The sequence below is a fragment of the Arthrobacter sp. MDT1-48-3 genome, assembly GCF_054511015.1.
In genome coordinates, this window is sequence record NZ_JBTNDL010000014.1 from 32,911 (window position 1) to 59,331 (window position 26,421).

General features: G+C 68.4%; 27 protein-coding genes and 1 riboswitch. Of the genes, 9 read left to right on the forward strand and 18 right to left on the reverse strand.

The genetic code is table 11. The features are described 5' to 3' along the window. Nucleotides 1-94 precede the first annotated feature (94 nt). The 4 genes from qcrB to ctaE all read right to left on the reverse strand — a co-directional run bounded on the left by qcrB (nucleotide 95) and on the right by ctaE (nucleotide 4,396). Nucleotides 95-1,780 (reverse strand): cytochrome bc1 complex cytochrome b subunit, encoded by a 1,686-nt coding sequence (gene qcrB / locus ACX80L_RS17490; protein WP_133080538.1) that lies wholly within the window; start codon nucleotides 1,778-1,780, stop codon nucleotides 95-97. A gap of 1 nt (nucleotide 1,781) precedes the next feature. Next, entirely contained in the window at nucleotides 1,782-2,804 is a 1,023-nt protein-coding gene (gene qcrA / locus ACX80L_RS17495; protein ID WP_133080537.1) for a cytochrome bc1 complex Rieske iron-sulfur subunit, read from the reverse strand. A gap of 75 nt (nucleotides 2,805-2,879) precedes the next feature. Continuing rightward, a complete protein-coding gene (qcrC, locus tag ACX80L_RS17500) occupies nucleotides 2,880-3,671 on the reverse strand; it encodes a cytochrome bc1 complex diheme cytochrome c subunit (RefSeq protein ID WP_133080536.1) in 792 nt (263 codons plus the stop codon). Nucleotides 3,672-3,757: 86 nt separating this feature from the next. Continuing rightward, a complete protein-coding gene (gene ctaE / locus ACX80L_RS17505) occupies nucleotides 3,758-4,396 on the reverse strand; it encodes an aa3-type cytochrome oxidase subunit III (RefSeq protein ID WP_133080535.1) in 639 nt (212 codons plus the stop codon). A gap of 148 nt (nucleotides 4,397-4,544) precedes the next feature. On the opposite strand from ctaE, the gene trpD reads away from it, so the two are divergent. Further along, nucleotides 4,545-5,606: an anthranilate phosphoribosyltransferase gene (trpD, locus tag ACX80L_RS17510; protein WP_459291320.1), complete on the forward strand. Its 1,062-nt coding sequence runs from the start codon at nucleotides 4,545-4,547 to the stop codon at nucleotides 5,604-5,606. A gap of 59 nt (nucleotides 5,607-5,665) precedes the next feature. On the opposite strand, the gene ACX80L_RS17515 is transcribed toward trpD, so the two are convergent. Continuing rightward, entirely contained in the window at nucleotides 5,666-5,947 is a 282-nt protein-coding gene (locus ACX80L_RS17515; RefSeq protein ID WP_055771154.1) for an Lrp/AsnC family transcriptional regulator, read from the reverse strand. Nucleotides 5,948-5,981: 34 nt separating this feature from the next. Then, nucleotides 5,982-6,413 (reverse strand): DUF3054 domain-containing protein, encoded by a 432-nt coding sequence (locus ACX80L_RS17520; RefSeq protein ID WP_459291322.1) that lies wholly within the window; start codon nucleotides 6,411-6,413, stop codon nucleotides 5,982-5,984. 92 nt (nucleotides 6,414-6,505) lie between these two features. Here ACX80L_RS17520 and ACX80L_RS17525 point away from each other — a divergent pair, with 92 nt between their 5' ends. From ACX80L_RS17525 to ACX80L_RS17535, 3 genes are all read left to right on the forward strand, one after another. Then, complete coding sequence (locus ACX80L_RS17525; protein ID WP_459291324.1) at nucleotides 6,506-6,970, forward strand: VOC family protein; 465 nt, start codon at nucleotides 6,506-6,508, stop codon at nucleotides 6,968-6,970. A gap of 389 nt (nucleotides 6,971-7,359) precedes the next feature. Beyond that, a complete protein-coding gene (locus ACX80L_RS17530; protein WP_459291326.1) occupies nucleotides 7,360-7,884 on the forward strand; it encodes a hypothetical protein in 525 nt (174 codons plus the stop codon). Nucleotides 7,885-8,104: 220 nt separating this feature from the next. After that, nucleotides 8,105-8,677 carry a cysteine hydrolase family protein gene (locus tag ACX80L_RS17535; protein WP_459291328.1) on the forward strand — a complete coding sequence of 191 codons (573 nt, stop codon included), beginning with the start codon at nucleotides 8,105-8,107 and terminating at the stop codon, nucleotides 8,675-8,677. A 4-nt stretch (nucleotides 8,678-8,681) separates the two neighbouring features. Here the strand turns inward: ACX80L_RS17535 and ACX80L_RS17540 are convergent, their stop codons facing one another. The 10 genes from ACX80L_RS17540 to ACX80L_RS17585 all read right to left on the reverse strand — a co-directional run bounded on the left by ACX80L_RS17540 (nucleotide 8,682) and on the right by ACX80L_RS17585 (nucleotide 19,763). Next, on the reverse strand, nucleotides 8,682-9,254 hold the full coding sequence (locus tag ACX80L_RS17540) for an MOSC domain-containing protein (RefSeq protein ID WP_133080529.1): 573 nt from the start codon (nucleotides 9,252-9,254) through the stop codon (nucleotides 8,682-8,684). Between the two features lie 60 nt (nucleotides 9,255-9,314). Further along, nucleotides 9,315-10,619, reverse strand: coding sequence for an acyl-CoA dehydrogenase family protein (locus ACX80L_RS17545; RefSeq protein WP_459291330.1), 1,305 nt, complete (start codon nucleotides 10,617-10,619; stop codon nucleotides 9,315-9,317). Between the two features lie 8 nt (nucleotides 10,620-10,627). Next, the gene (locus tag ACX80L_RS17550) at nucleotides 10,628-12,067 is read right to left on the reverse strand and encodes an LLM class flavin-dependent oxidoreductase (protein WP_208739417.1); all 1,440 of its coding nucleotides are present in this window, start codon (nucleotides 12,065-12,067) and stop codon (nucleotides 10,628-10,630) included. Further along, on the reverse strand, nucleotides 12,064-13,803 hold the full coding sequence (locus ACX80L_RS17555) for a dipeptide ABC transporter ATP-binding protein (protein ID WP_459291332.1): 1,740 nt from the start codon (nucleotides 13,801-13,803) through the stop codon (nucleotides 12,064-12,066). Before ACX80L_RS17555 ends, ACX80L_RS17550 begins: the two co-directional genes overlap by 4 nt. Next, nucleotides 13,800-14,723, reverse strand: coding sequence for an ABC transporter permease (locus ACX80L_RS17560; protein WP_459291334.1), 924 nt, complete (start codon nucleotides 14,721-14,723; stop codon nucleotides 13,800-13,802). The genes ACX80L_RS17555 and ACX80L_RS17560 overlap by 4 nt, the downstream gene beginning before the upstream one ends. Beyond that, the gene (locus ACX80L_RS17565) at nucleotides 14,720-15,652 is read right to left on the reverse strand and encodes an ABC transporter permease (RefSeq protein ID WP_459291336.1); all 933 of its coding nucleotides are present in this window, start codon (nucleotides 15,650-15,652) and stop codon (nucleotides 14,720-14,722) included. The genes ACX80L_RS17560 and ACX80L_RS17565 overlap by 4 nt, the downstream gene beginning before the upstream one ends. After that, the gene (locus tag ACX80L_RS17570; RefSeq protein WP_459291338.1) at nucleotides 15,653-17,314 is read right to left on the reverse strand and encodes an ABC transporter substrate-binding protein; all 1,662 of its coding nucleotides are present in this window, start codon (nucleotides 17,312-17,314) and stop codon (nucleotides 15,653-15,655) included. A 139-nt stretch (nucleotides 17,315-17,453) separates the two neighbouring features. Further along, nucleotides 17,454-17,582, reverse strand: a riboswitch (SAM riboswitch). Nucleotides 17,583-17,731: 149 nt separating this feature from the next. After that, nucleotides 17,732-18,157, reverse strand: coding sequence for a VOC family protein (locus ACX80L_RS17575; RefSeq protein WP_459291340.1), 426 nt, complete (start codon nucleotides 18,155-18,157; stop codon nucleotides 17,732-17,734). 196 nt (nucleotides 18,158-18,353) lie between these two features. Then, the gene (locus tag ACX80L_RS17580; protein ID WP_459291342.1) at nucleotides 18,354-19,235 is read right to left on the reverse strand and encodes a DUF427 domain-containing protein; all 882 of its coding nucleotides are present in this window, start codon (nucleotides 19,233-19,235) and stop codon (nucleotides 18,354-18,356) included. A gap of 126 nt (nucleotides 19,236-19,361) precedes the next feature. Beyond that, nucleotides 19,362-19,763 (reverse strand): pyridoxamine 5'-phosphate oxidase family protein, encoded by a 402-nt coding sequence (locus tag ACX80L_RS17585; protein ID WP_459291344.1) that lies wholly within the window; start codon nucleotides 19,761-19,763, stop codon nucleotides 19,362-19,364. A gap of 238 nt (nucleotides 19,764-20,001) precedes the next feature. Here ACX80L_RS17585 and ACX80L_RS17590 point away from each other — a divergent pair, with 238 nt between their 5' ends. Further along, nucleotides 20,002-21,684, forward strand: coding sequence for a GAF domain-containing sensor histidine kinase (locus tag ACX80L_RS17590; protein ID WP_459291346.1), 1,683 nt, complete (start codon nucleotides 20,002-20,004; stop codon nucleotides 21,682-21,684). Here the strand turns inward: ACX80L_RS17590 and ACX80L_RS17595 are convergent. Further along, nucleotides 21,650-22,321, reverse strand: a complete 672-nt coding sequence (locus ACX80L_RS17595) for a response regulator (RefSeq protein WP_459291348.1) — start codon at nucleotides 22,319-22,321, stop codon at nucleotides 21,650-21,652. The genes ACX80L_RS17590 and ACX80L_RS17595 overlap by 35 nt on opposite strands. Before the next feature lie 276 nt (nucleotides 22,322-22,597). Here ACX80L_RS17595 and ACX80L_RS17600 point away from each other — a divergent pair, with 276 nt between their 5' ends. After that, nucleotides 22,598-23,467, forward strand: coding sequence for a universal stress protein (locus ACX80L_RS17600; RefSeq protein ID WP_208739424.1), 870 nt, complete (start codon nucleotides 22,598-22,600; stop codon nucleotides 23,465-23,467). 65 nt (nucleotides 23,468-23,532) lie between these two features. Here ACX80L_RS17600 and ACX80L_RS17605 read toward each other — a convergent pair whose 3' ends face one another. Then, nucleotides 23,533-23,988, reverse strand: coding sequence for a universal stress protein (locus ACX80L_RS17605; protein WP_133080517.1), 456 nt, complete (start codon nucleotides 23,986-23,988; stop codon nucleotides 23,533-23,535). 692 nt (nucleotides 23,989-24,680) lie between these two features. Between ACX80L_RS17605 and ACX80L_RS17610 the strand changes: the two genes are divergently transcribed. The 3 genes from ACX80L_RS17610 to ACX80L_RS17620 form a co-directional block, all read left to right on the forward strand. Then, nucleotides 24,681-25,073, forward strand: coding sequence for a hypothetical protein (locus tag ACX80L_RS17610; protein ID WP_459291350.1), 393 nt, complete (start codon nucleotides 24,681-24,683; stop codon nucleotides 25,071-25,073). Between the two features lie 3 nt (nucleotides 25,074-25,076). Beyond that, nucleotides 25,077-25,775, forward strand: a complete 699-nt coding sequence (locus ACX80L_RS17615) for an RES family NAD+ phosphorylase (protein ID WP_459291352.1) — start codon at nucleotides 25,077-25,079, stop codon at nucleotides 25,773-25,775. A 400-nt stretch (nucleotides 25,776-26,175) separates the two neighbouring features. Next, on the forward strand, nucleotides 26,176-26,421 hold a 246-nt coding region (locus ACX80L_RS17620), incomplete at its 3' end, for an Asp23/Gls24 family envelope stress response protein (protein ID WP_459291354.1).

Below are 26,421 nucleotides of genomic sequence, written 5' to 3' on the forward strand. Positions count from 1 at the left end.
GCTTCCCGCCGAGGGCGCGTTCCGTCCTGGGAACGGGAAAGGGCCCGGACGTCTCCGTCCGGGCCCTTCCTCGTACCCTCGGGGCTGATGGCCCCTAGTGGCTGGCGATGGACTCCCGGTCCTTCGCGCCCGCAATCTCGTCGTGGTGGTCGCCGTGGGAGGCCGAGAGCTCCTTCGGCGTCACGGGGGCGACGCGGTCCTCGAAGAAGAACCGGGACACGCGTCCGTGGACCTTGTCGAGCAGGCCGATCTTCCCGTCAGCGTCGGCCTTGGGAACCGTCACCTCCGGAGAGTCGAAGCTGACGAGCGTGTAGCGCTTGTAGTCGTCGACCGGCTCGTGGACCTCGATGAACTCGCCGTGCGGGAGGCGGACGATGCGTCCGGTCTCGCGACCGTGGAGGGCGATCTCGCGGTCCTTGCGCTGCAGCGCCAAGGCGATGCGGCGCGTCGCCATGAAGGCGAGGATCGGGCCGAAGATCACGAGGAAGCGCAGCCAGTACGTGACGTCGTTCAGCGACACCAGGAAGTGCGTGGCGATGAGGTCCGAGCTGGCAGCTGCCCACAGCACGCAGTAGAACACGATGCCGGCGACGCCGATAGCCGTACGGGTAGGAGCGTTCCGGGGACGGTTGAGCAAGTGGTGCTCACGCCGATCCTTCGTGACCCAGGCCTCGATCCACGGCCACGCGAACATCAGGGCGAAGACGATGGTGGCCGGTACGAGTGCCGGGATCAGGACGTTCAGCGAGAGCGCGTTGACGCCCCAGGGGAACGGGATCATGAACTCGAAGTCGAAGTTGCTGCCGATCGTGCCCGGCATCAGGCGGAGTGCGCCGTCCACCCAACCGATGTACCAGTCGGGCTGGGTGCCTGCGGAAACGGGGGAGGGGTCGTATGGGCCGTAGTTCCAGATCGGGTTGATGGTGAAGGCTGCGGCGATCGCTGCCAGCACACCGAACACGATGAAGAAGAATCCACCGGCCTTCGCCGCGTAGACGGGGCCGACGGGGTAGCCGACGACATTCGTGTTCGTGCGGCCCGGGCCGGCGAACTGCGTGTGCTTGTGGAGCACCACCATGAACAGGTGGATACCGATCAGCAGCAGGATCACGGCGGGGATCAGCAGGATGTGCAGGACGTACAGGCGACCGATGATCATGGTGCCCGGGAACTCACCACCGAAGAGGAAGAAGCTCAGGTACGTACCGACGACGGGGATGGCCTTCATGACGCCGTCGATGATGCGCAGGCCGTTGCCGGAGAGCAGGTCATCGGGGAGCGAGTAGCCGGTGAAGCCCGCGGCCAGGCTCAGGATGAGGAGGACGCAGCCGACGACCCAGTTGAACTCGCGGGGGCGGCGGAAGGCACCGGTGAAGAACACGCGGAGCATGTGCACGGCCACCGAAGCGGCGAACAGCAGGGCCGCCCAGTGGTGGATCTGCCGCATGAACAGGCCGCCGCGGATGTCGAACGAGATGTCCAGCGAGGACGCGTAGGCGACCGACATCTCGACACCCCGCAGGGGCAGGTAGCTGCCCTCGTAGTGGGTCTCCGCCATCGACGGATCGTAGAAGAAGGTGAGGAAGGTTCCGGAGATCAGCAGGATGACGAAGGTGTACAGCGCCACCTCACCGAACATGAACGTCCAGTGGTCGGGGAAGATCTTCCGCCCGAACTCCTTGACGATCCCGGAGCCGCCGACGCGCGAGTCGACGTAGTCGGTGACCTTGCCGACGCGCGTCTTCGGCACGTAGGTTTGCGTCGCAGTTGAGCTGCTCATGTCAGCCTCGCTCCCAGAAACTAGGTCCTACGGGTTCTTGGAAATCGCTTGACGCGACGAGGTAGCCCTCGTCGTCGACTTCGATGGGTAGCTGTGGCAGCGGACGCGCAGCCGGACCGAAGATCACCTTGCACTCTTGTTCGAGGTCGAAGGTGGACTGGTGGCATGGGCACAGCAGGTGGTGGGTCTGCTGTTCGTACAGCGCTACCGGGCAGCCGACGTGCGTGCAGATCTTGGAATACGCAACAATTCCGTCGTAGCCCCAGTTCTCCCGGCCGGGAGAGGGATTGAGTTCCTCGGGGTCGAGGCGCATCAGCAGGACGACTGCCTTGGCCTTCTCCTCGAGCTTGTTCTCGACCTCGTTGAGGCCTTCGGGGATGACATGGAACGCCGAGCCGACGGTGACGTCGGAGGCGCGGATGGGGGTGCCGCTCGGATCGCGCGTGAGGCGGACACCGGTGTCCCACATCGTCTGCTTCAGCGTGTTGCCCGGCAGGGGACCGAGGTCGCGGAAGATGGCGATGGCCGGCAGGGGAGCCAGGATGGCAGCTCCGAGAAGCGTGTTGCGGATCAGCGGACGGCGCTTGATGCCGGACTCGTCGAGGATGTCGTTGACGATCTTCTCGGCGTCCTGGCGATCGCGCTCGGGGCGGATCTCGTGGCGGCTCTCCGTGACCTCGTGGTCCGGCATGAGCGTCTTCGCCCAGTGGACGATGCCGACGCCGATGCCGAGCATCGCGAAGGCGGTGCCGAGACCCAGCATCAGGTTCTGCAGGCGCAGGCGCTCGACGGTTTCGTTGAGCGGGATGGCGAAGTAGCCGACGAAGAAGAGCAGGGTGCCGAGCACCGAGATGAAGAACAGCAGGGCGACCTGGCGTTCGGCACGCTTCTCGGCGCGTCGGTCCCGGTCCGCGAGGCGCGGCCGGTGCGGCGGGAGGCCCGGGTTCTCGAACTCGTCCAGCTCCCGGCCTGGCGTAGCGACGGTCACCGAGGTTCCCGGAGCACCGTGACTAGAGTCGGCCATGATCCCTCTCATCCTTCTTTAGGTACTGCATGCGCAGGTATGTTGTTGATTCGTTGTCGAGGCGGGGGCGGATGGTCAGGACGACCTCGACGTGAGCCACACCGTGAAGGCGATGACGACGCCCAGACCGGCGACCCAGATGAACAGACCCTCGGAGACCGGACCCAGCGACCCGAGCTCTGCCCCGCCCGGTGAACCCTGTTCCTCGATGGTCTTGAGGAACGCGATGATGTCCTGCTTGTCCTCCGGAGCGATGTTCGCGTCGCTGAAGACGGGCATGTTCTGCGGGCCGGTGACCATGGCCTCGTAGATGTGCTGCTCACTGGTGCCGTCGATGGACGGGGCGAACTTCCCGCCGGTCAGGGCGCCGCCGGCGGCTGCCGCGTTGTGGCACATCGCGCAGTTCACGCGGAACAGCTCTCCACCCTTGGAGGCGTCACCGGCGGAAGCATCGAGGATCTCCTCGGAGGGGATGGCCGGGCCGGCACCGAGCGAGGCGACGTACGCCGCCATCTGCCGGATCTGCTCATCGGTGAACTGGACGGGCTTGGCCTGCGCCTGCGGGCCGTCCATCTGCATGGGCATCCGGCCCGTGCCGACCTGGAAGTCGACGGAGGCGGCGCCGACCCCGACGAGCGACGGTGCGGCGTCCGAACCGGTCGCACCCATGCCGTGGCAGGATGCGCAGTTCGCCGAGAAGAGCTTGCTGCCCTCTTCGACGTCGTCCGCCGTGAACGTGGTGGTCTGTGCCTGCGCCTCGTTCGCGGTGCTGGCTGCGGCGTAGATCCCGCCGGTGACGAGGAGCGCCATCAGGAGCAGCGCGAATGCTGCTAGTGGGTGACGCCGCCTCTGGGAGAGTGCCTTCACGGAATGCTTCCTGCCTTTTGTGGTACCAGAGCTGCTGGAGGTCCTTCTTGAATTCTACCTCTAGTAGAAGAGATTACAGGAGGTAGTTACTGAAGGAAGTAGATGATGATGAACAGGCCGATCCAGACGACGTCGACGAAGTGCCAGTAGTAGGACGTCACGATGGCCGAAGTGGCTTCGAAGTGGCCGAAGCGCCTCGCGATGAAGGCCCGGCCGATGATGAACAGGAAGGCGATGAGCCCGCCGATCACGTGGATGCCGTGGAACCCGGTGGTGATGTAGAAGGCCGATCCGAAGGCGTTCGACGACAGCGCAACACCCTCGGAGACCAGCTCCGCGTACTCGTAGGCCTGCACGGAGACGAAGATCGCACCCATCAGGAAGGTCAGCAGGAACCACTCGACCATGCCCCAGCGGGCGAAGGCGAAGAGCCCTCCCGTCCGGCGCGGCTGCAGGCGCTCGGCGGCGAAGACGCCGAACTGGCAGCTGAAGGAGCTCGACACCAGGATGACGGTGTTGATCAGCGCGAACGGGACGTTCAGCTTCTCGGTCTCCATGGCCCACAGCTCGCTGGAGGTGGAACGGAGGGTGAAGTACATGGCAAAGAGGCCGGCGAAGAACATCAGCTCGCTGGACAACCACACCACGGTTCCTACGGAGACCATATTGGGGCGGTTGAGCGCGGGATGCGGGGCGGCGCTGGGGGCTTGGGTCGCAGATGTCACAGACTCATTATGTCCCCAAGATCGGGGCGATCACCAACGCGAAACGGCCGCCCGGAGCCTGCCGTGGCGGGGCGGGGAGCCCCAACGCCCGGAATTCCGCGGAAGTTCCCCGGGATGACTTTCTACAATTCGTAGATAATCTTGGACGGTGAGCCTGACAACGAGCCCTGCAGCGGACCGACCCACCTGGCCGTCGATCTTCTCGTCCCTGCTGGCGGGTACCGATCTGAGCACCGGGCAGAGCCGCTGGGCGATGGACACCATCATGGCGGGAGAGGCGAGCCATACGCAGATCGCCGGCTTCCTGATCGCGCTGCGCGCCAAGGGGGAGTCCGTCGGTGAGCTCCTCGGGCTGGTCGAGGCGATGCTCGGACGGGCCCACCGGATCGAGGTCGCGGGACCCACGCTGGACATCGTGGGGACCGGGGGCGACGGCCTGAACACCCTGAACATCTCGACGATGGCGTCGCTCGTCGCCGTAGGGGCCGGCGCGAAGGTTGTCAAGCACGGAAACCGGGGGGCGTCCTCCGCCTCGGGCGCGGCCGACGTCATCGAGGAACTCGGTGTCCGGCTCGACCTCGCGCCGGCCGATGTCGCGCGGACGGCCGAGCAGGCGGGCATCACCTTCTGCTTCGCGCAGGTCTTCCACCCGTCCATGAAGCACGTCGCGGTGCCGCGGCGTGAACTGGGTATCCCCACGGCGTTCAACTTCCTCGGCCCCCTCAGCAATCCTGCCGGCGTGATCGCGCAGGCCCTCGGGTGCGCCGACGCCCGCATGGCGCCCCTCATGGCGGGTGTCCTCGCCGAGCGGGGCATCCGCGCACTCGTGTTCCGCGGCGACGACGGCCGCGACAAGCTGACGACGAGCGGCTCCTCCACGGTCTGGGAGGTCCGGGGCGGGCGCGTCGATGCGCACGAGGTGCATCCCGGTGACTTCGGCCTGGATGTCGTCCCGGTCGACGCGCTGCGGGGTACCGATGCCAGGGGCAATGCCGCTGTGGTGCGTGCAGTGCTGGCCGGCGAGGCGGGACCGGTGCGCGACGCCGTCGTCCTCAACGCGGCGGCGGGCCTGGTCGCGCTCGACGAGAGCTCGGAGGGCGGTCTCGTCGACCGGATCCGTTCGGCGATGAACCGGGCTCGCGCCTCGATCGATTCCGGGGCCGCGGCCGGTGTACTCGAGCGGTGGGTCGAGGTCAGCCGCTCCGCCTGATCGCCCGGCCCCTACGCGGCCCTGATGCGGCGCTCACGCAGCGGACGCGCGGCCGAGCCTCAGCTGTCGAACCCCAGGGAGAACGCGGCGTCGAGGTCGTGCTGGGAGTAGGAGCGGAAGGCGATCTGCGTCGTCGTCGAGCGGATCCCCTCGATCTTCGAGAGGCGGTCGGCGATGACGTCCGCCAGGTCCTCATGCCGGCTCACGCGGGCGATCGCGATGAGGTCCCATTCGCCCGTCACCGAGTAGACCTCGCTGATCCCCTCGATCTCGGAGATGGCCTGGGCGCTCTCGGGGATGCGCGACGCATCGGTCTGGATGAGGACGAAAGCGGTGATCATGGCGTGCCTTTCAGGGAGGGGAGGGAACTCGGGCCTACGCTACCGGCCGTACACGGCGTCGTCGGCCCCGGCGGACGCGCGCGAGAACGCGCGGCAGCAGCAGGAACGCACCGAGGACCAGCAGGGTCACGATCTGGAAGCTGACGGCCACTCCGGCGCCCGACAGGGCGCGGAGGGCGAGCCCGCCGGCCACCGTGCCGAGCCACAGGACCAGCCCGGTGGGACGGATCGCCGCGGGGAGGCGCCACGCGCGGATCGCGAGGAAGCAGACGGCGTAGGCGAGGAGGAACGGCCAGGCCGTCTCGAGGACGCCGGCGACGGTCACCCCGTGCTCGTGCGTCCTGCGGCCTGAAGCGGCGAAGGCGAGGATCAGGACCCCATCGAGCGCGATCCAGGTGATCGGAGCCGCCGCCGACCGGCCGGGGGACTGCTCGGCCCTGGCGGGCGGGCGGCTGGCTCGGGGCATACGTCCAGCCTACTGGTTGTCGGTTCCGGTCCCGTGGACTACATTCAGGCGACATCCGCACGCGCAGCGCGGCACGAGCGAAGGACACTCCCATGGGATCCATCACCCCCTGCCTCTGGTTCGACGGCCAGGCCGAGGAAGCGGCGGCTCTCTACACCTCGGTGGTGAAGAACTCGCGGATCGTGAGCCTGTCACGCGCCGGCCAGGAACCGGACGCCCCGGCCCTGACGGTGTCCTTCGAGCTCGACGGCCAGCCGTTCGTCGCCCTGAACGGCGGACCGCTCTACACCTTCACGGAAGCGGTCTCGTTCCAGATCGCCTGCGCCGACCAGTCGGAGGTGGACCACTACTGGACCGCGTTGACGGCCGGCGGGGAGGAGAGCCGCTGCGGCTGGCTCAAGGACCGGTTCGGGCTGTCGTGGCAGATCGTGCCCACCGTGCTGCCGAGCCTGATCGGCGGGGACGACGCCGAGGGTGCGCAGCGCGCGATGGCGGCGATGCTGGGCATGGGCAAGCTGGACATCGCAGCCCTCGAAGCGGCCTACCGCGGCCGATGACCGGTTGACCGGGACGGGCGGGCTCGGGCGAGCGGTTCCAGCAGCGCGGCGCTGGGTGCGGCCCGCTCGTCGATCTCCGAGGCGAGCGCGTGGAGGGCGCCGCTGATGACGTGCGCGCGGCCGCGGCACGGACGATCTGCACGATCTCCTCGTCGCTGAAGCCTTCGCTCCGCGGGACCTGTGGATCGATGGTGCGGAGAATCATGCCGCTGCCTGCCCTTCGGAGTGGTCCTCCGGGACGGGCCGTCGCACGGGCGCGGACGAGGGTCCTGCGTCACAGGTCGTGCACAGCATCGCGAAAGCAGGGTCACAACCGCGATGGCGAAGGTGGGTCAGGGGCCGTAAGGGCCCCACCGGAACCGCGACGAGCGGCAGATCGAGGAGACACGATGATTCAGCGAAGAAAGATGGCACTGGGCTTCGGCGCGGCCGCACTGGTGGCGGGGGCCGGCCTCGGCGTCACGGGGATGGCCAGCGCGGCGGGGGCGGCGCCCGAGCCGTCGGCGAGCGCATCGGCCACCCCGGGCGAGGAGGGCCGCGGGGGCGGGTTCGGGCGCCACGGGGGGTTCGATGCGGCGAGCCTCGCCGAGAAGCTCGGGGTCGAGGAGTCGGTTGTCAGTGACGCCCTGCAGACCCTCCGGAACGACGCGGGGGCGGGGAAGGACGCAGGAGGCACGCCGGACCGGGACGCCCTGCAGTCCGCGCTCGCAGCATCGCTCGCCGAAGCACTGGGACTGGACGAGGCCACGGTGCAGGGTGCGCTCGACGAGCTCCGGGCCGAGCAGCAGGAGAACCGATCGGCGGCTGTGCAGGAACGGCTCGACGCGGCGGTCTCGGACGGGTCCCTCACCCAGGAGGAGGCGGACGGCGCGGCGAGAGCTATGGAGCTCGGCATCCTCGGCGGCCACCGCTAGGTCCGGCCACGGCAGGCACCACCCGCACACGCCGGGTGGTGCCTGCCCGGCGCCTGACTGTTCCTGTCCTGTCCCGGGCCTGTCGGGGGAGCCGACCCGATGCGGAAGGAAGCTGTCCTCGATGCTCCTGTCCCCGCCGGGTGCGTCGTCGTAGTCTTCTCCCAGCCCGAGGACGCGGCAGGTCCGCTCCACGGTCGGCCGATCATTCGAAGGAGCAGCCATGACCACTTTGCAGAACCGTCCCCACACCGCCCTCCTGGTCATCGACGTACAGATCGGCGTCGTCGCCGGTGCCCACCGGCGGGATGAGGTGCTGTCCAACATCAACACCCTGGTGGCGCGGGCGCGCAGCGAAGGCGTTCCGGTGGTCTGGGTGCAGCACTCGGACGCCGAGCTGGAGGTCGGGAGCGATCCCTGGCAGCTCGTGCCGGAGCTGGAGCGGTCCTCCGGCGAACCCCTCGTCCGGAAGACCTACGGTGATTCGTTCGAGGACACCGATCTCGAGGACGTCCTCGCGGCATCCGGCGTGGGCCGGCTCGTGGTGTCGGGCGCCCAGACGGACGCGTGCATCCGCTCGACCATCCACGGTGCGTTCGCGCGGGGATACGACGTCACCCTCGTCGGTGACGCCCATACCACCGAGGATCTGAGCGAATGGGGAGCCCCGACACCGGACAAGGTCATCGGGCACACCAACATGTACTGGCAGTACCAGTCCGCGCCGGGGCGCTCGGCGACCGTCGACGACACCGCCGATGTCTCCTTCGCCCCTGCCGGCGCCGTGCCGGCCTGATCCCTCAGGGCAGCCGGGAGGGCCGCAGCACGGACGGCAGGGAAGCCCTGCCCGGATCCAGGCGGACCGGGCTGACCAGGACGGCCGGGCCGCGCTGGAGGACACCGCTGGACAGGGGTCGGCAGCGCAGGCCGCCGCGCCCACGCATGGCCTTGTGCGCTCCCGGCGCGAGGACGCGGTCCATCCACGCGCAGGGATGGGCGTGTCGTCCGCCGTGGAACCCGACGTGTCCGTCACCCGACTCCAGCACGAAGTCCTGGCCGATGAGCGGCACCAGTTCGGCACCCCGCAGGATGACATTGCGGCGGGGGAGCAGGGCGTCGAAGGGCTCCGCTCCCACCTCGGCCGCGATGGCCTCGAGCGACTCGACGGCCATCAGGGTGACGGCCGCGTCCATGTGCGCGGCCTTGCCGAAGAAGCGGTCGCCGACGATGCCCTTGCCCTCCACCACATCCACGCTGTCGGCGTCGAGGGTGGGGACATCGGCGGCACCGTCCCGCGCCCGTCCGAAGTAGGCATGCGCCCCGGACACGAGCAGGTGCAGGATCTCCACGTCGTAGCGGAACTCAGGGGTCATGCCTCCACGCTATCCGGTGCCGGCTCGTCCCCGTCCCGGCCTGTCCGCTCCTGCCCCGGATCAGGCGTCCGGAGGCAGCGGCTCGCGCTCGCCGTGCACGGCCCAGTAGCCGAGGAACCGTGCCTTGTAGATGGCGGGATTGTGCGAGGAGATGGTCCTCGCATTGCGCCAGTGCCGATCGAGCGCCCTGCCCGCCGACGTCGCCGAGGCACCGCCGACCTCGAAGAGGTGGGTGGCCGCACGGAGGACCTGGTCGACGGAGACCACCTGTGCCTGGCTCACGGCGACCTCCGCCTTGTCCACGGAAGCCCGGGCGGCGTCCTCCTCCGGATCCTCGCCGGCAGGTCGGGCATCCGCCGTCCCGCCGTCGGGAGACCCGCCCTGGCGCACCTTGGTGACCGCCGTGAAGGCGGTGTCGAGCGCGTCGGCAGCCGCCAGTACGACCGCCCGGGCGGAGAAGGCCAGACTGGAGACCTCACCGAGGACCTGCAGCACCTGCGGGTCCTCGCGCGGCAGGGGAGTCGGTGCGTTCACGTAGGAGCGTGTCCGCGGCCGCACGAAGGCCGCTGCATCACCTGCCGCCGCGTGGGCTATGCCGGCGAGGGACGCCACGAGCACCAGCTGGAAGAAGGCATGGACGTGGCTGGGGGCGTCGGGGGAGTAGGAACGCACGTCGCGTGGGTCCACGCGTACGTCCGTGAAACGGGTGGTGCCGCTGCCGGTCAGTCTCTGCCCGAAACCGTCCCAGTCGTCGATCCGGTCGACTCCCGGAGCCGTGGCCCGGACGGCGTACCCGACGCGCTCGCCGTCGCGCACGGCGCTGCCGGCGATCCAGTCCGCGTAGAGGCTGCCCGTGCTGTAGTACTTCGTCCCCGTCAGGGTCTGCATGTCGCCGGTTGTCGACGGGGTGAGGGACGTCCGGATATCCCGCAGGGACGTGCCGGACAACTCGCTCGAGGCGTTGCCCACCATGGCCCCGGCGGCGATGTCCAGCAACCAGCGGTCGCGGTGCGCCGAACGGGGCTGGATCAGTGTGCCCTCGACGTAGGCGAAGTGCCCCCGCCACAGCTGCGTCAGGTTGGAATCCGCGGCAGCGAGTTCCGTCAGCAGGACGAACAGCTGACGCAGACTCGCCCCCGATCCGCCGTATTCCACCGGCACCCGCAGGGCGCCGAACCCTGCTTCCTTCAGGGCGTCCACTTCCTCGAAGGGCAGTGTCCGGTTCCGCTCACGTTCGGCGGCGCTCCCGGCGATGCGAGCGAAGACGGGGCGGAATCTGTCGAGCAGCACCTCGGTGGCGGGTGCCTGGTGCGGGCCGGACGGGAACCCGCCGTTGCGCGGCTGGGCGTTGATGATCGTGGACACCGGCGCTCCTAGGCGTAGGACGGGGCCGAGGCCCCGGTAGCGGCGGCCGCGATGGTGCCGGCATCGGGACCGAGGTGGGCACCGTTGCGGTACCTCGCCCCTGGGTGCTGGTCGAAGAGCCTCGTGGTACCGCGACCGAACAGGCGCTCGCGGAGGGTCGACTCCTCGTAGGACCTGCGGTAGAGGCCGCGCTTCTGGAGTTCGGGGATCACGAGTTCGATGAAGTCCTCGGCCGTCCCGGGCGTGAGGAACTGCCGCAGGTTGAAGCCGTCGAGGTCGGTGCCTTCGACCCATCGCTCGATCTCGTCCGCGACCTCGCCGGGCGTCCCGATCGCCACGAAGGGGCCACGGTCGAACCTCGTGATGCGTTCGAGGGCCTGACCGACCGTCGTACCCGCCGGGTGCCGCCTGTTGCTCGGCTGCCGGTCCCGGCCGGGCCGGTCCTCACGCGCGAGGATGTCGTCGATCACCTCGTCCGGGCGGTAGGCGGCCAGATCGATGCCCCCACCTCCGGCGTGGGCGAGATAGCCCTCGGCACTCGAGAGGCGCCGGTACTCGTCCGCTTTCCGCTGCGCCTCCTTGTGCGTGCGGCCGACGATGACGACGGCGCCGGCGAAGGCCTTGATGTGGTCCGCCCGGCGGCCGTTCTCCACGGCGAGCCGGCGGAGGTCCTGTACGTTCTCCCGGTAGGCGGCGGCATCACGTCCGCCGACGAAGACCCCCTCGGCGTGCCTGGCGGCGAACGCCTTGCCCGCCGTCGAGCTTCCTGCCTGGAACAGCACGGGTGTGCGCTGGCGCGAGGGCGCGCTGAGGTGCGGTCCGGCGACGGAGAAGTGGGGGCCGCGGTGATTGATGTAACGGACCTTGGTCGGATCCGTGTAGACGCGGTGGTTCCGGTCCTCGACCACGGCGTCGTCGTCCCAGGAACCTTCCCACAGCTTGTAGAGCACCTCGAGGTACTCGTCGGCGATGGCATAGCGCTGGTCGTGCTCGACCTCGTCCGCGAGACCGAAGTTGCGCGCGGCGTTGGGCAGGTACGAGGTCACGATGTTCCAGCCGAACCGCCCCTTCGTGAGGTGGTCGAGTGTCGAGGCGCGGCGCGCGAACGCGAACGGCGGCTCGTAGGTCGTGGAGAACGTCGCCGCGAATCCGAGGTGTTCGGTCACCGCCGCCATGGCGGGGATGATCAGCAGGGGATCGTTGCTCGGGATCTGCACTGCTTCGCGGAGTGCCGTCTCCGGTCCGTTGCGGTAGCCGTCGTAGGTCCCGATCACATCCGCGAGGAAGACGCTGTCGAACAGGCCTGCCTCGAGGAGTTTGGCGGTCTCCACCCAGAAGTCGAGGTCGTTGAAGCGGTGCCTGTTGTTCTCGGGGTGGACCCAGAGTCCGTGGGAGATATGGCCCACGCAATTCATCTCGAACAGGTTGAAGGCGATCTGGCGTGTCATGGGTGGACCTGGTCCTTCCGGAATGCGGGGAGCTGGGGGATGGCGTTGATGAGCTGTCGCGTGTAGTCGTGCTGCGGGGCATCGAAGACGTCGTCGACGGGGCCGTGGTCGAGGATGGCGCCGTCCTTGAGGACGAGGACCTCGCTGCTGACGTGCTGGATGACGCCGAGGTCGTGGGAGATGAAGAGGTAGCTCAGGGAGAAACGGTCCTGCAGGTCCGTCAGGAGGTCGAGGATGCGGGCCTGGACGGTGACGTCGAGGGCGGACACCGGCTCGTCGCAGATGATGACCTCGGGATCGGCCGCGAGGGTACGGGCGATGGCGACGCGCTGCCGCTGGCCCCCCGAGAGGTCCAGTGGGCGGCTGCGTGCCCTGTCCGCGGGAAGGCCGACGAGGTCCAGGAGTTCGAGGACCCGCGCCGCGAGGGCGCCCCGGGGAGTGCCGGCGGCGGCAGCTGCCTGCCCCACGACCTGACGGACCGTCTTGCGCGGGTCGAACGACTGCAGCGGATCCTGGTAGATCATCTGGACGGACCGTCGCGCCGTGAGGTCCCGGGAGGCGCGGTGCTCCTGCCAGGTACGGCCGTGCAGTCGCACGGCACCCGTGTCGGGCGCCTCGACGCCCAGCGCGATGCGCGCCACCGTGCTCTTGCCGGAGCCCGACTCGCCCACGATGCCCAGGGTGGTCCCGGCGCGGAGGGCGAAGGACACGTCGTCGACCGCTGTACGTCGGCGCCCGTCGGGCCCGGGGTAGCTCTTGCCGATGCCCTCGACCGTCAGCAGTCCCGGCGGGGACGCGGCTGCGTCGTCCCGGCTGCCGACCTCCGTGGACGTCGTGGCCGGCGTTCCGGGTCCGGGGACGGACCGGGCACCTCCCGTGAGTCGGGAGCCGCGCGACGTCCTCGACGGGATGGCGGCCAGCAGCCCCTGCGTGTAGGGATGCCGGGGATCCTGCAGGACGGCCTGGACGCTGCCCTCCTCCACGATGACGCCGTTGCGCATCACGGCGACGCGGTCGGCGAGGTCTGCGACGACCGCGAGGTCGTGACTGACGACGAGCATCCCGGTCCGGGCGCCCTTCAGCTGTCCGAGCAGCCGCAGGACCTGGGCGGCGATCGTCGCGTCCAGCGCCGTCGTCGGCTCGTCCGCGATGAGGAACCGGGGGCCCGCCGCGATGGCGGAGGCGATCAGTGCCCGCTGGCGGAGGCCGCCCGACAACTGGTGCGGGTACTGGCTCGCGCGGACCTCGGGTTCCGGGACACCGACGGACGCCAGGAGCTCCACGACGCGTTGGCGACGCCCCGTGCGGTCGAGGGTGCTGTGTAGGCAGAGGACCTCGCCCACCTCAGCGCCCACGGTCCGCAGGGAATCGAGTGAGGACAGCGCGTCCTGCAGGATGAAGCCGGCCTCCCTGCCCCGCACGCGGCTCCACTGCCGTTCTCCCCACCCCGACGCGTCCCGGCCGTCGAAGCGCAGGCTGCGGGATCCGACGTGGGCGCCGGGTCCGGTCAGTCCCACCAGGGTCCGGGCTGTCACCGACTTGCCGGATCCGGACTCGCCGACGAGCGCCAGGCATTCACCCGGCCGGATCGCCAGGCTGACGTCCCGGACGACCTCCCGCCGGTGTACGCCACGGCCGAAGGAGACCGTCAGTCCGTCGAGTTCGACGACGGGCGGCGCCGCTCGGGCCGGTGCGGCGATGGCGGCGGCGGGTGTGAGGATCGGTGTGGAGCTCATGCGAGCCTTCCTTCGGAGCGGCGCCGGAGTTCACGCCCGACGACGGTGATGGACAGGACGGTGGCGACGAGGAACGCCGCGGGGATCGTGATCATCCAGGGGGCGTTGGAGATGAAGTTGCGCCCCGCCGAGAGCATCGCACCCCACTCGGGGGCCGGGGGAGGCGTGCCGAGTCCGAGGAAGCTGAGGGACGCACCGGCACCGATGGCGGATCCCACCCCGATAGTCGCCAGGACCAGCACGGGCTTGATGACGTTCGGGACGATGTGCGTCAGGAGCACCCGCCAGGCGGGCAGCCCCAGCGTACGGGCCGCCTCGACATAGCCGGAGCGCCGGACGAGGTGCGTCTGCGCCCTGGTGATCCGGGCGTAGTAGGCGATGCTGCCCGCCCCGATCGCGAGGATCGCATTCTCCGTGCCGCCGCCGATGATGCCGATGACCACCAGAGCGAGCAGGATCTCCGGGATGGCGAGGGTGACGTCGAGGAAGCGCATCACGGATGCCTCGACCAGGCGCCCGTTGAGCCCGGCGAGGAGACCGATGGCCGTCCCGCCCAGCACGCCGATCGCCGTCGCGCCGAGACCGATGTACAGCGAGGTGGCAGCACCGTGCACGATCCGGGAGTAGTTGTCCGCGCCGGAGTCGTCGGTACCGAACCAGGCCGTCCCGTTCGGCGCTTCGAAGCTCCGGGAGGGATCCACCGCGTACGGATCGGCCGGGGAGAGCAGACCCGGTGCCAGGACCGCCGCCGCGAGCCACAGGAGGAAGGCCGAGGCCAGCAGGATGCCGGGCCTGATGCGTCGCGCTCGCCGGGCGCGGACCCCGCGGTGGACGGGGTGGACGGGGACCGTAGGAGAAGCCGGAGGCGTCGGCGCCAGGGGAACCGCGTCGGGGGGAGCAGTGCGCGAGGTGATGCTCATGCCGTCACCACTTTCGGGTCGATGAGCGTGTAGAGGAGGTCGATCACCAGGTTGACCACCACGTACACCGCGGCGGAGAGCAGCACGATGCCGATGATGACGGGGAGGTCCTTGTTGTAGACGGAGGCCAGTGTCAGCGAACCGATGCCCTGCCGGCTGAACAGGGTCTCGACGATCACCGATCCGCCGAGGAGCGCGGCGACGACGAATCCTGACATCGTCATCACCGGGATGGCGGCATGCCGGAGTGCGTGCCGCACACGCACCGGGAGGTCGCGCATCCCGCGGGACCTCGCCGTGAGGATGAAGGGTTGCTCCAGGACGTCCTCGAGTTCGTTGCGGAGGACCTGCGAGAGCGCCCCGAAGACGGCGAGGCCCAGCGTGAACGCCGGCAGGACCAGTGCCGCCACGCCCTGATTGCCACCGATCGGGAACCAGCGCAGAGAGAACGAGAAGACGATCAGCAGGGCGAACCCGATGATGAAGGTCGGTGTCGCGGCGAGGACCACTTCGACGCCGGAGACGATCGACCGGATCCAGTTCGCCCGCTGCGCGGACAGGACGGCGACGGCGAGGGTCAGCGGGAGGGCGACGGCGACGGCGGCTGCCGCGAGGGCCGCCGTCGCGCCGATCTGCTGGCCGATGGCATCCGTGACGGGCAGCCGGAGCCGGTAGGACTGGCCCAGGTCACCCTGCAGCAGGTTGCCGAGGTAGCTGCCGTACTGCACGATGAACGGCTGGTCGAGGAGGTAGTCGCTGCGGACCTGGGCGAGGGTCTCGGCCGTGGGCCGCGCGTCCGGACCGCCGAGGATCAGCAGAGCGGTGTCGCCCGGGATCAGGTAGACCGCGAGGAAGGTCAGCGTTGCCGCGCCCCAGAGCACGCCGATGCCGACCAGCAGGCGCGTGAGGATGCGTCGGAGGATCGGCACCTACTCCGCCTTCCACGCGTAGGTCAGGACGGGCACGGGGTGGGACGTGTCGACGGCGACATCATGGACCGTCTTGGCGTACGCGAACTGGCTCGGATTCTCGTAGAGGGGCACGCCGGGCACGATCTCGAGCAGCCGGTGCTGCGCCTTCGAGTACGCTTCCTCAGCCTCCGGTCCGTCGTCGGACCCGCGGGCCGTCAGGAGCAGTTCGTCCAGCGCCGGATCGTCGACGTAGGACGAGTTCTGGCCGATCCGTTCGCCGGTGATCTCCGAGGAGTGGTACCGGATGAACAGGACGTCGGTGGTGTTGGTGTGCCACACGCCGGCCAGCGCGTCGTAGTCACCGGCGTAGCGCAATTCGCTGAGCTGCGCCTGCGGCAGCTGGATGATCTGGAGGTCGAAGCCGACCTTGCGGGCCTCGCCCTGCAGTTGGACCAGCAGGGGACTCGGCGTCGAGCTCTCCACCGTCGGTACCTCGACGACCAGCCGTCGGCCGTCCTTCGTGCGGAAGCCCTCGCCGTCGCGCTCGGACCAGCCTGCGTCGTCGAGCAGCTGGTTCGCGCGCTCGGGATCGTGGGTGAGCGTCCCCTCGACGGTCGGGTCGTAGTACTTGCTCTCCTTCGAGAGGAACCCGTCGATCGGCGTGTAGGTGCCGAAGCCCAGGCTCTCGGTGACCGCAGCGGTGTCCACGGCGGCGGCGAAGGCCTGGCGGACGGCGAGGTCGTCGAACGGCGCGCGGCTGAGGTTGAAGCTCAGCACGTAGGGGCTGCCGGTGCGGGGGAGGTTCTCGTAGGTGAAGTTCGGGTCTGCCTGGACAGCCGCCGCGTTCTGGGGCGCGAGGTTCTCGGTCAGGTCGTACTGCCCGGAGACGAGGGACTGGTGCCGGATCACCGGCTCGCCGACGAGGGTCACCTCGATGCCGTCGAGATATGCCTCGCCGTCACCCTCGAGCCACTCCGGCGCCCAGTCGTAGCCCTCGCGCTTCGTGTAGGTGATGCTCTGGCCCGGCTGGTAGTCCGCGACGGTGAAGGGGCCGGTCCCGATCGGCTGCTGGCACAGGGTCTCGGGAGCCTCCGCGATGGCCTTGCCCGAGTTCATCCCGAGCCAGGATTGCGCGAGGGTGTAGAGGAACGGGGTGTAGGGGTATTCGAGGTGGGCCTCGAAGGTGTACTCGTCCAGGACCGTGCCGTCCACGTAGGGGGCGATGTACGCGGCGGCGAGCGGTGACTTCGTCGCGGGGTCCCGCATGTGCTCGAAGTTCTGGCCGAGGACCTCCGCGTTCCACGGCGAGCCGTCGCTGAAGGTGACGCCCTCCTTGAGGTGGAAGGTGTAGGTCCTGCCGTCCTCCGAGATGTCCCATGATTCCGCGAGGTAGGGCGCGATGTCCCCGTTCTCGTCCAGCGTCACCACGTTGTCGTAGATCAGGCGTCCCAGGAACTGCTGCTGGGTCGCCGAGATGCCGTGGCCGTCGAGGCACCCCGGTTCGGCCGAGATCGACACGTCCAGGACCCCTCCGGACACGGGCTCACCGGCCGCCTCCGAGGTGGAGGCCGCCGGCCCGGCGCAGCCACTGACAAGGGCCACCAGGGCGACGGCCGATAACGTGGTGAGCCGGCGGACCGGCCGGTGATTCCGGGCAGGGGGAATTACGGATGCATTCATGGAGAATTCCTCTGAGGGGTCCGGTGCCGCGCACGGCGGAATTCACCGGAAAAGGGGAGAAAGGAGCAACAGGATGCGCTGGACGCGCAGGGCCTGCTAAGGGAGGGGGAGGGCGTTACAGCTCACGGGAGTGCCTTTCGGTGTGCTCTTGCCCGCGCCGGACGGGCACTCACGTGCCATGGCGAAGGCCGCTTCGTCATCCGAACCACCCAGGAACATGGGGTTGGTGTGCGGTCCAGTCGGAGCTTTCCGACCGCATCTCTTGAAGCTGGATTCAATATAGGCAGGGAGACGGGCGGTCCTGCGAATAAGAAGAAATATGACCGGGACCTGCGATACCCGCGCAGTGTCCCGTCGAATACCTGGCGGACAGGGAATACGACAGCAGGGGAGCCGGTGCCGCACCTGATTCCGGCATCAGCCGATGACGACGCCCCCGTCGTCGTCGATCCGCCAGCCGGGGTTGAAGGCGATCTCCCAGACGACATCGTTCGGATCCCGGACCAGGGCGTGGAAGATGCCCCCGAAGGAGCCGTCGCGGGGCTCCTTGAGGATGGTCCCGCCGGCGTCCGCCATCCTGGCCACCAGCCGGCGGACCTCGTCGGGGCTGCCGACATTGTGCGACAGCGTCATCCCGGACGGTACGGGCGCCGCAGCGAGCCCGACGTCCTGCGCGAACTTGTCGGAGCGGAACAGCCCCAGGAGCAGACCGGGCGCCACCCGGTAGAAGATGATCTCCTCCGGGACGTCGAGCGCAGGGGACCAGCCCAATCCGCTGTAGAACGATCGCGCGGCGTCGAGGTCGCGGGTGGCGACCGTGACGAAGTGCAGTTGCTGGTCCATGGCGCGAGCATAGTCGGCACGGCCGGTGCCTTGGGCCTTCCCGGACAGGACCGGGGGGTGCGGAGACCCTTGACGCCGCGGCAGGCCTGAGACCGCGACGGTCCTCGGCGGGGAAGCCCACGTCACCCCGGGTGCTCAGGTCACCGCCGACGCGACGTGCCGACGTCGATCACCGCCCGTGACACGACCACCGATATCACGACCACGGGGTGAGGGCACGTTCCTGCTGCTCGCCGTCGATGACGAGATCGAGCCGCTCGTCGAGGAACGCGACGTAGCCCTGCACCTCGGCCGCGTCACTCAGGGGGTGTTCGTACTGCCACGCGATGTCATCCACCCTCCTGTCTCCCACCATCGCGGAGTACCAGGTCGCGTAGCCCTTGTACGAGCACATGGACCGTGTCGAGCTGGGCTCGAGCGGCGCCACGACGTCCTCGACCGGAAGGTAGTACCGGGCGGGCAGGGTCGTCTCGAACAGCATCCGCGCCCGGGTGGTGTCGGCGAGGATGTGTCCGTCGAGCATCAGCTGCACGTGTCGGGAGGTGCCTCGGATGTCGATGCGGCCGTACGGGTCGTGCGGATGGCTGATGATCTCGTCGTCCTCCTCGAACCAGCTGTCGAAGTCGGCGAATGCGAGGATCACGTAGTCGTCGAGGCCGGGGTCGCGTGCGCGGAATCCGGACGCGACGGCCTCCGTTCCAGCGACGCGTATCCCGACCGGCTCGCCCGCGGTCGTGCGCACGTCGAAGGGGATACGCGGGTCGAACACGGGAATCGTCGACAGGTCGGGCAGCATGAATCCGACCGGACCGTTCTCGGGTGGCGGTGGGGTGCGGGGCGAGATCTCGGCGCGGATGTCCTGGTACGGGACGGCGTACCCGGGCACGACCCTGCGCGGCTCCCACACGAGCATCGCGTGCGTCGTGTCCACGACAGTCTGTCCGCCGAGCGTGGCGCGGACGCGCTTCGCGGTCGGCTCGTATCTCAGCTTCTGGAGCAGTTGCCCCATCACGTCCCGCATGAGCACGCCGGTCGCATCGGTGTCGTGGTTGGCCGGGGATACGGGAGGGCTCGACATGCACTCACGGTAGACCTGCGTCGCCGCTGCCGATAGAGGCCGATGGCGGCGGCCGCAGCAGGCGCACCGGGACCGAGCACGGCCGATCGGGTGAGCGTCGGACAGGCTGCCCGTACCCGACAGCGACTAGTGGGTGGTGTGCAGGCGGCGCCCGCGCACATGTGCGGGCGTCAGGGCGAAGAACAGGTCGCGCAGGCCGGGCGCCCACGGCTCCTCGGCTGCTGTACCCCACAACGTGGTGAGGAGTTCAGGATCTTCGACGCGGGCCGCCGGCCCGTTCACCAGGACGGTCCAACCGCTCTGCGTGGTCCTGTCCGTGGAATGGGTCTGGACTGCAGCGTGCTCCAGATGGCTGGTGGCGATGATGCCGTCGGCCCTGGTCCTGACGTACACGCGCTCATCGAGCACGAAGTAGTTGACGGGGAAGATCTCCAGCAGCCCATCCCGGAAGAATCTCAGCCGCCCCGTCGACTGCGTGGTCACCAACGCCCAGCATTGCGACGGCGTGAGTGCGTCCGAGGCATGCATCAGGGCCGCAAGACCCTGATGTGCCCTCCATCAGCCGGACCGGCGGCGGCATCCGCCCAGCACCCGACGGGAGCGCCTCGGAGCAGATCCCAGCATTCGTGAGCAGCACGAGCGTCGGTCCGTGCAGGTCCTGCGTCCATGGACCGGGAGTACGAAGCGGGCGCCACGCCGACCGGGGCCCGCCGACCCTGTTATCGTCCAACGATGAGGTCTCGTCCTGATCGACGGAGCGTGCGGCATGGTCACCTACCCTGAGGAGCCGCCCCTGGGCGCGGTTGTGCAACCACCGGCTCCGGCGGGGGTGGAGAACCTCCTGGCTGCCTTCGCTGCCATCGCGGACGACCTGGGACTCGACACCGTCCTGGAACGTGTCATCGAAGCGGCGTGTCAGCTGGTCGATGCACGCTTCGGTGCCCTCGGCGTCGTCGGTCCGGACCGGATGCTCAGCCACTTCATCACCGTCGGTCTCGAGGAGGAGGACATTCGGCGCATCGGTCCGCTCCCGACGGGGCACGGCGTCCTGGGATTGCTGATCACCGAGCCGCACCCCGTCCGTCTCTCGGATCTGCGCGAGCACCCCCTCGCCTATGGATTCCCGGCCGATCACCCTCAGATGACTTCGTTCCTGGGCGTGCCGATCCGCATCCATGACCGGGTGTTCGGCAACCTGTACCTGACGGAGAAAAACGGGGGGACGGATTTCTCCGCCGCAGATGAGCAGCTCGTGGTCTCGCTCGCCTCCGCCGCGGGCGTCGCGATAGAGAACTCGCGCCTCTTCGAGGAATCGAACCGGCGGACACGATGGCTGGAAGGCGGGCTCAACGCGGTGAGGGAACTCCTCGGGGAGCACGACGGATCCAGCAATGACCTCGAGATCATCGCTACCCATGCACTCGACGCCTCGCACAGTATCCTCGCCGCCGTCCTCAGGACGTTCGGCAACGAACGGGAGATGATCTGCGAAGCCGTCGACGGCGTCGAGGCCGCGGCCCTCCTGGGACGACGAAGCCACGATGCCGGACTGATGGACCGGCTGCCGACCACCCTGTCACCGGTCCTGCTGAATGCTGAGGACGTCGCGGCGGTACTCCCCGGGGCTGCGGCAGGCACCATCGGGACGGCACTGTGCTGCAGGCTCGCCGGCGCGGGGGACCGGCGTTTCCTCGTCATCGGCCGCCCGCCCGGCGCGACGCCCTTCTCGGATGTCGATCACGGGATGATGCGCACCTTCGCCTCCCATGTGTCCCTGGCCCTCGAACTGCTGCGGATCCACCGGCAGCGGGAACAGGAAGCTGTCTTCGGCGACCGGGACCGGATCGCCCGAGACCTGCACGACCTGGTCATCCAGCGGCTCTTCGCGGCCGGCCTGAGCATTCAGAGCCTGCGGAAGTACACTCCGGATGCGGAAGCGCTGAACCGCATCTCGGCAGTGACGAAGGAACTGGATGCGACGATCAGGGAGCTGCGCGACACCATCTACTCGCTCCGCTCCGTCCCGCAGGTCGCCCCGACCTTCACCTCCACGGTGTTCTCCCTCGTCGCCGATGCCTTCGACGGCCACGACCTCGACCCGGTCCTGCAACTCTCCGGCCCCCTGGATACGTCAGTGGACGACGAGCGAGCCGACCATGTGCGGGCCGTGCTGCTCGAGGGGCTGGCCAATGCGCTGCGTCATGCCGAGGCGCGCACGATCACCGTGATCCTGCGTGCACGGTGCGGACGCCTCGAGTTGAGGATCACCGACGACGGCCGCGGGTTCGAGAACCCCAGCCGGACGAGCGGACTGGCCAACATGAAGCGTCGCGCCGAACTGTGCGAGGGCACGGTGTCCATCACCAGCACCGTGGGTGGAGGGACCGACGTCCACCTCGAGATCCCCCTGGCTGCTAGCGGTATCTCGGTTCCGCCGGCCTCGAGATGAACACCGCCGCCTGCGTGCGGCGCTGGAAGCCGAGCTTCGACAGCAGCGACGACACGTAGTTCTTCACGGTCTTCTCGGCCAGGAACAGTTCTGCGCCGATCTCCCGGTTGGTCAGGCCGGCGCCGATGAGAGCCAGGACCTTCTTCTCCTGGCTCGTCAGTCCCGCCAGCCGCGGATCCTCGACCGGAGCATCACGAAGCCCGGCGATGATCCGTTCCTTCACGCCTGCTGCGAACAGGGATTCACCCGACGCTGCGCGACGGATCTTCTCGATCAGGTCCGAGCCCAGGATCTCCTTCAGGATGTAGCCGGACGCCCCCGCCAACACGGCGCCGCGCACCGCCTGATCGTCGTCGTAGCTCGTCAGGATCACGCACGACAGCGAGGAATCGATCGAGCGCACGTCCCGGCACACCTCGATCCCCGTACCGTCGGGCAGCCTCGCGTCGAGGATCGCGACGTCCGGTGACAGGGCGGGGATCCTCCGGGCAGCCTCCTCTGCGGAGCCCGATTCACCGACCACGGTGAAGCCCTCGCCCTCGAGCAACTCCCTCAATCCCCGTCGCACGAGTTCGTGATCGTCGAGGAGGAACACCGTGATCCGTCGGTCCTGTATGTCACCTTCGGCCTTGTCCATGTCCGACTCCTCTGAAAGGCCGGGCTCCGACCGGCTGAGCGCGTCCTGCACCCGCACCATCATCACCTGCCGCCCCCTGTCGCAGCAGGGTCCAAGGACCCGGAAGAGGAGATGGGACTTTCGGCCCTATCTCTGCGCACCGGCCCGGCCGACGATGAACGCCTAGGAGATTGCCGCACCCAGGGAGCAGGACACCACCATGGACACGCCCACTTCACCCCGTCTGCCTCGAGTCGACGGTGAGCCCTCCGCTTCGCGACCCCTCATGGTGCCGGCATGATCCCGGGCACCGAGGATGCCGACACCAGCGCGGGTCAGGTCCAGCGCAAACCCGTGGTCGTCGGGTACGACGGCTCGGACGGCGCGAAGCGCGCGGTCCTCTGGGCGGCCCACTACGCCTTGGCGGCACAGCTTCGGCTCGTCGTCGTGCACTGCTGGGTGTGGCCCCTCTTCACCCATGACCTCGGGCCCGTGACGGGCGTTCAGGACAGCGGCCTGCGCCGGGAGGCGGAGAAGCTCGCCGACGAAGGCCGCGATCTCGCCGCGGAGGCGGAACCACACCTGGATGTGCGGAGGCGCCTGATCGTCGGACTACCGGCCGGGAACCTCACCGCGCTTTCTCAGCAAGCCTCGCTCCTGGTCACCGGAACCCGCGGACTCGGCGGTTTCGCGGGCCTGTTGGTCGGATCGGTGAGCTTCCATCTCGCGTCCAGCGCGTCCTGCCCCGTCGTCGTCGTCCGCGAGGCCCGCGCCGACCACGACGCCGTCCTGGTCGCCGTCGACGGATCGCCGGAGAGTGAGAGAGCCGTGGCCGTGGCGGCCGATCTCGCGGCAAGCCTGCGGACGTCGGTGCGGCTCCTGCACGTCCAGCAGCACCGCAGGCACGCACCCTCCGGCCCGGTATCCGCGGTGGGGGACGAGGCCTTGGAGCGGGCCTCCGCCCTGCTCAGCGAGCATACGGGTATCGCCGTGACCCGGGACCTCGTCGTGGCGCGTTCCGTGCCGGGACTCATCCTCGAGGAGGCACGGAACGCCGCCGTCGTCGTCCTCGGCGCAAAGGGCACCAATACCCTGGGAGTACGGCTCGGTTCCACGGTCCATGCCGTCCTGCACCATGCGCGAGGCAACGTCGTCGTCGTCCGGTGACGCGCCTGCATGCTTCGCTTTCAGCTGTGCCGGACGTACTGCGGTCGACAGCCGGAGGAAGCACATCACGCCTCGGACGCTGCGTGATGCGCGTCCTCGCGGATGACGAGGACAGGGCAGTGCGCATGGGATACGCAGGCACTGCTGACGGACCCGAGCAGAAGGCCGCGGAAGGTGCCGTGGCCCCTACGGCCGACGATGAGCAGCACTGCGGACTCGGAGGCCTTGACGAGGGCCTTGGCCGGGTGGGCGAACACCACCGTGCTCTCGAAGCCTGCCGGCCGGTCCTCGCCATACGCAGCGGAGAGGGCCTTCTCCAGGTCGCTGCGTGCGGACTCCGAGAACTCGCTGCTGCCGAGCGGCATGAATCCCGGATCCGCTGCCGGGTAGTCCCAGGCCGCGACTGCGAAGATCGTCGCGCCGAAGGTGGGGGCGAGCTTCTCGGCATACCGCAGTGCTTCGACGGACTGCTCGGATCCGTCGACTCCGACAACGATCTGAGGAACATCCCTTCTGGTCACGGCAACGTCTCCTTCTCCGATGCGATGATTCCGGTGAATCGCGCTGTCCTAGAACGATGCCTCCTGGTCCACGTCCCGGGTAGGGTCATTCGTCCCGACCCGGCGCAGCACGCCAGAACTCCGGAAGACCGGGGAGATGCGGTCGGGGCGCGTCGTCCGGTTCCGGTCCCTACCGGCGCCTCAGGCGACGGACGGCGGGGGAGGAGGATCACCGCACGTCCGGCCGCGAGCCGTCGGAGGACGATCCCCGACGTGAACGGCTCGGTTCCGCGCCTCCTACCGACCGAAACAGCCTCAGCCCGATGGTGGCACGGGCCGGAGTCGAGCCCCGCACTGTGGTGTCCTCGACGCCGGAGCACGACCGATTGCGCTGCTCGGGGCTACACGTCCTCGCATGACCTTGTAACCGGCAGCTGCGCATCGGGATGGGCAATGCTGCTCAGCGGGCGACCGGAATGCCTGCCCCCGGGATGATCGTGTGCACCCCCATGCCGGGCAGCCTGCAGATCGACGAGCATCGTTCCCGGTCGGCGGTGCCCATGGACGTGAATGTGCCGGGGAGTGACGGGGAGGGGTTTTTGCCCCTTCCCGGACCGTTACCTGACATAATGTAGATTATCGGTGATTTCGGGTGTGATCCAGGAGGTGTTGTAGCCGTGGATTCAGCGCGGGATACGAGGGATCATTGGGGCATGACAGCTGTTGCAGGAGCGCGCACGGACCTTCAGGCCCACCGGGACTCCATCCGGTTTCCGGAGGACGAGCTCGTGCGTGAGCTGCGGGAGATTCTGGGTGCCAAGCTGGTGGCGTATCTAGGGTCCGTGAAGGAAACCCGGGCTGTGCGCCAGTGGGCTGATGGTGAGCGCAGGCCGTCTGCGGATGTCGTGCAGCGGTTGCGCGATGCCTACCATGTGGCGGCGCTGCTGCGTCAGTGTGATGCTGCTCCTATCGTTCAGGCCTGGTTCATGGGCATGAATCCGCAACTGGACGATGTGCCACCGGCACGACTGCTGCGCGAGGGACGGCTCGAGGACGCTGGCCCCGCGGTATTGGCGGCTGCCCGCGCCTTTGCAGCAGCAGGCTAGCCTTTGCCACCTCGTACGCTGACGTTTATCAACACGGCTGAAACGGTCTGGCGGGTCGGTTTTTCCCCTGATCCGTGGGCGTGGAGTGGCTGGCAGTACGCCACCGGCGGCCGGTTCCCTGGCCGTTGGGACGACGCCGACGGAAATTTCCGCACCATCTACGCCGGCTCCAGCCTGCTGGCATGCCTCCTCGAGGTACTCGCTCACTTCCGCAGGGACGCCCACCTGGCCGCCGAGCTTCAGGATATCCACGAGGACGACCAGGACCGGCACGCGTACCCCAGCATCGAGCCCGGGCTTGTCCCCCGGCAGTGGCTCGATCCCCGAAGCATCGCCACGGGAACGCTCACTGGCACCTTCTGCGTCGTAGCGTCATCCGAGACCGTTGCGACCCTCTACCCGGACTTCATCGGGCAGGCTCTATCCCCTGGCCTGACCGACTTCGATGCAGCCGCCTTGAAGGATGCTCGGCCACGCCAGCTGACCCAGAGCGTCGCGACATGGCTGTACGAAAATACCGACGTCAACGGTGTCAGCTTCAAGTCAAGGCACGGGGATGACCTGACCCTGTGGGCGGTCTTCGAACGCCCGAACGACGGACCAGTGTCGGCGTGCCTCACAGACGTGGAGCATCGCCTGTTCACCGGCGCCGAGCCTGACTTCGTCCGCGCTCTCCAGCTCCTTGACCTGCGATGGAACTGAGCACGAGCCTGAACTGACACCCGCCGGACCACGGCTGGCGATTGTCCAACAGCCCGTTGGACAATCGCATCTCCCCCACCAAGCGTCAGCGCCAAGGTGGCTTGTTCATCCGGGTTATCCACGTCGTCGGCCGCGGGCAGGCCCGGTACGTCCAGGGTCGAGTTCATGGTGTATGCCCATCTTCTACGACGTCGTGGATCCGGTGCGATTCGCTTGCCGGGCCCGCATGAACACCGAAACCATAAGCAAACACACAGGACTTGATCCGACCTCCTCCGGGCCAGCTGGGAGGCCTCCACACCGGCGAGAAAAAATGTCCAGCTACCAGCGTGACGAATCTGGCTTCACGTCGTCTTTACCTGTGCACGTATCCATTCCCACACCGAGGACACCGATGTAGATGGCGGACAATCAGACCACAGTAGTAAGCCCGGTAGCGGCAGTTCCGATCACAGGCGCACAACCTGAGCGCCAGGTACTGCAGGCGCGCAAGACCCCAAAGAACCTGGCCGCCGGCCCCCTGCACACGGACCAAGGCAAGACCTCGATCGCTGACACCGTGGTGCAGAAGATCTCCGGCATCGCCGCCCGCGAGGTACCCGGCGTCCACGCCATGGGCAACGCAGCCCGACGTGCCTTCGACCAG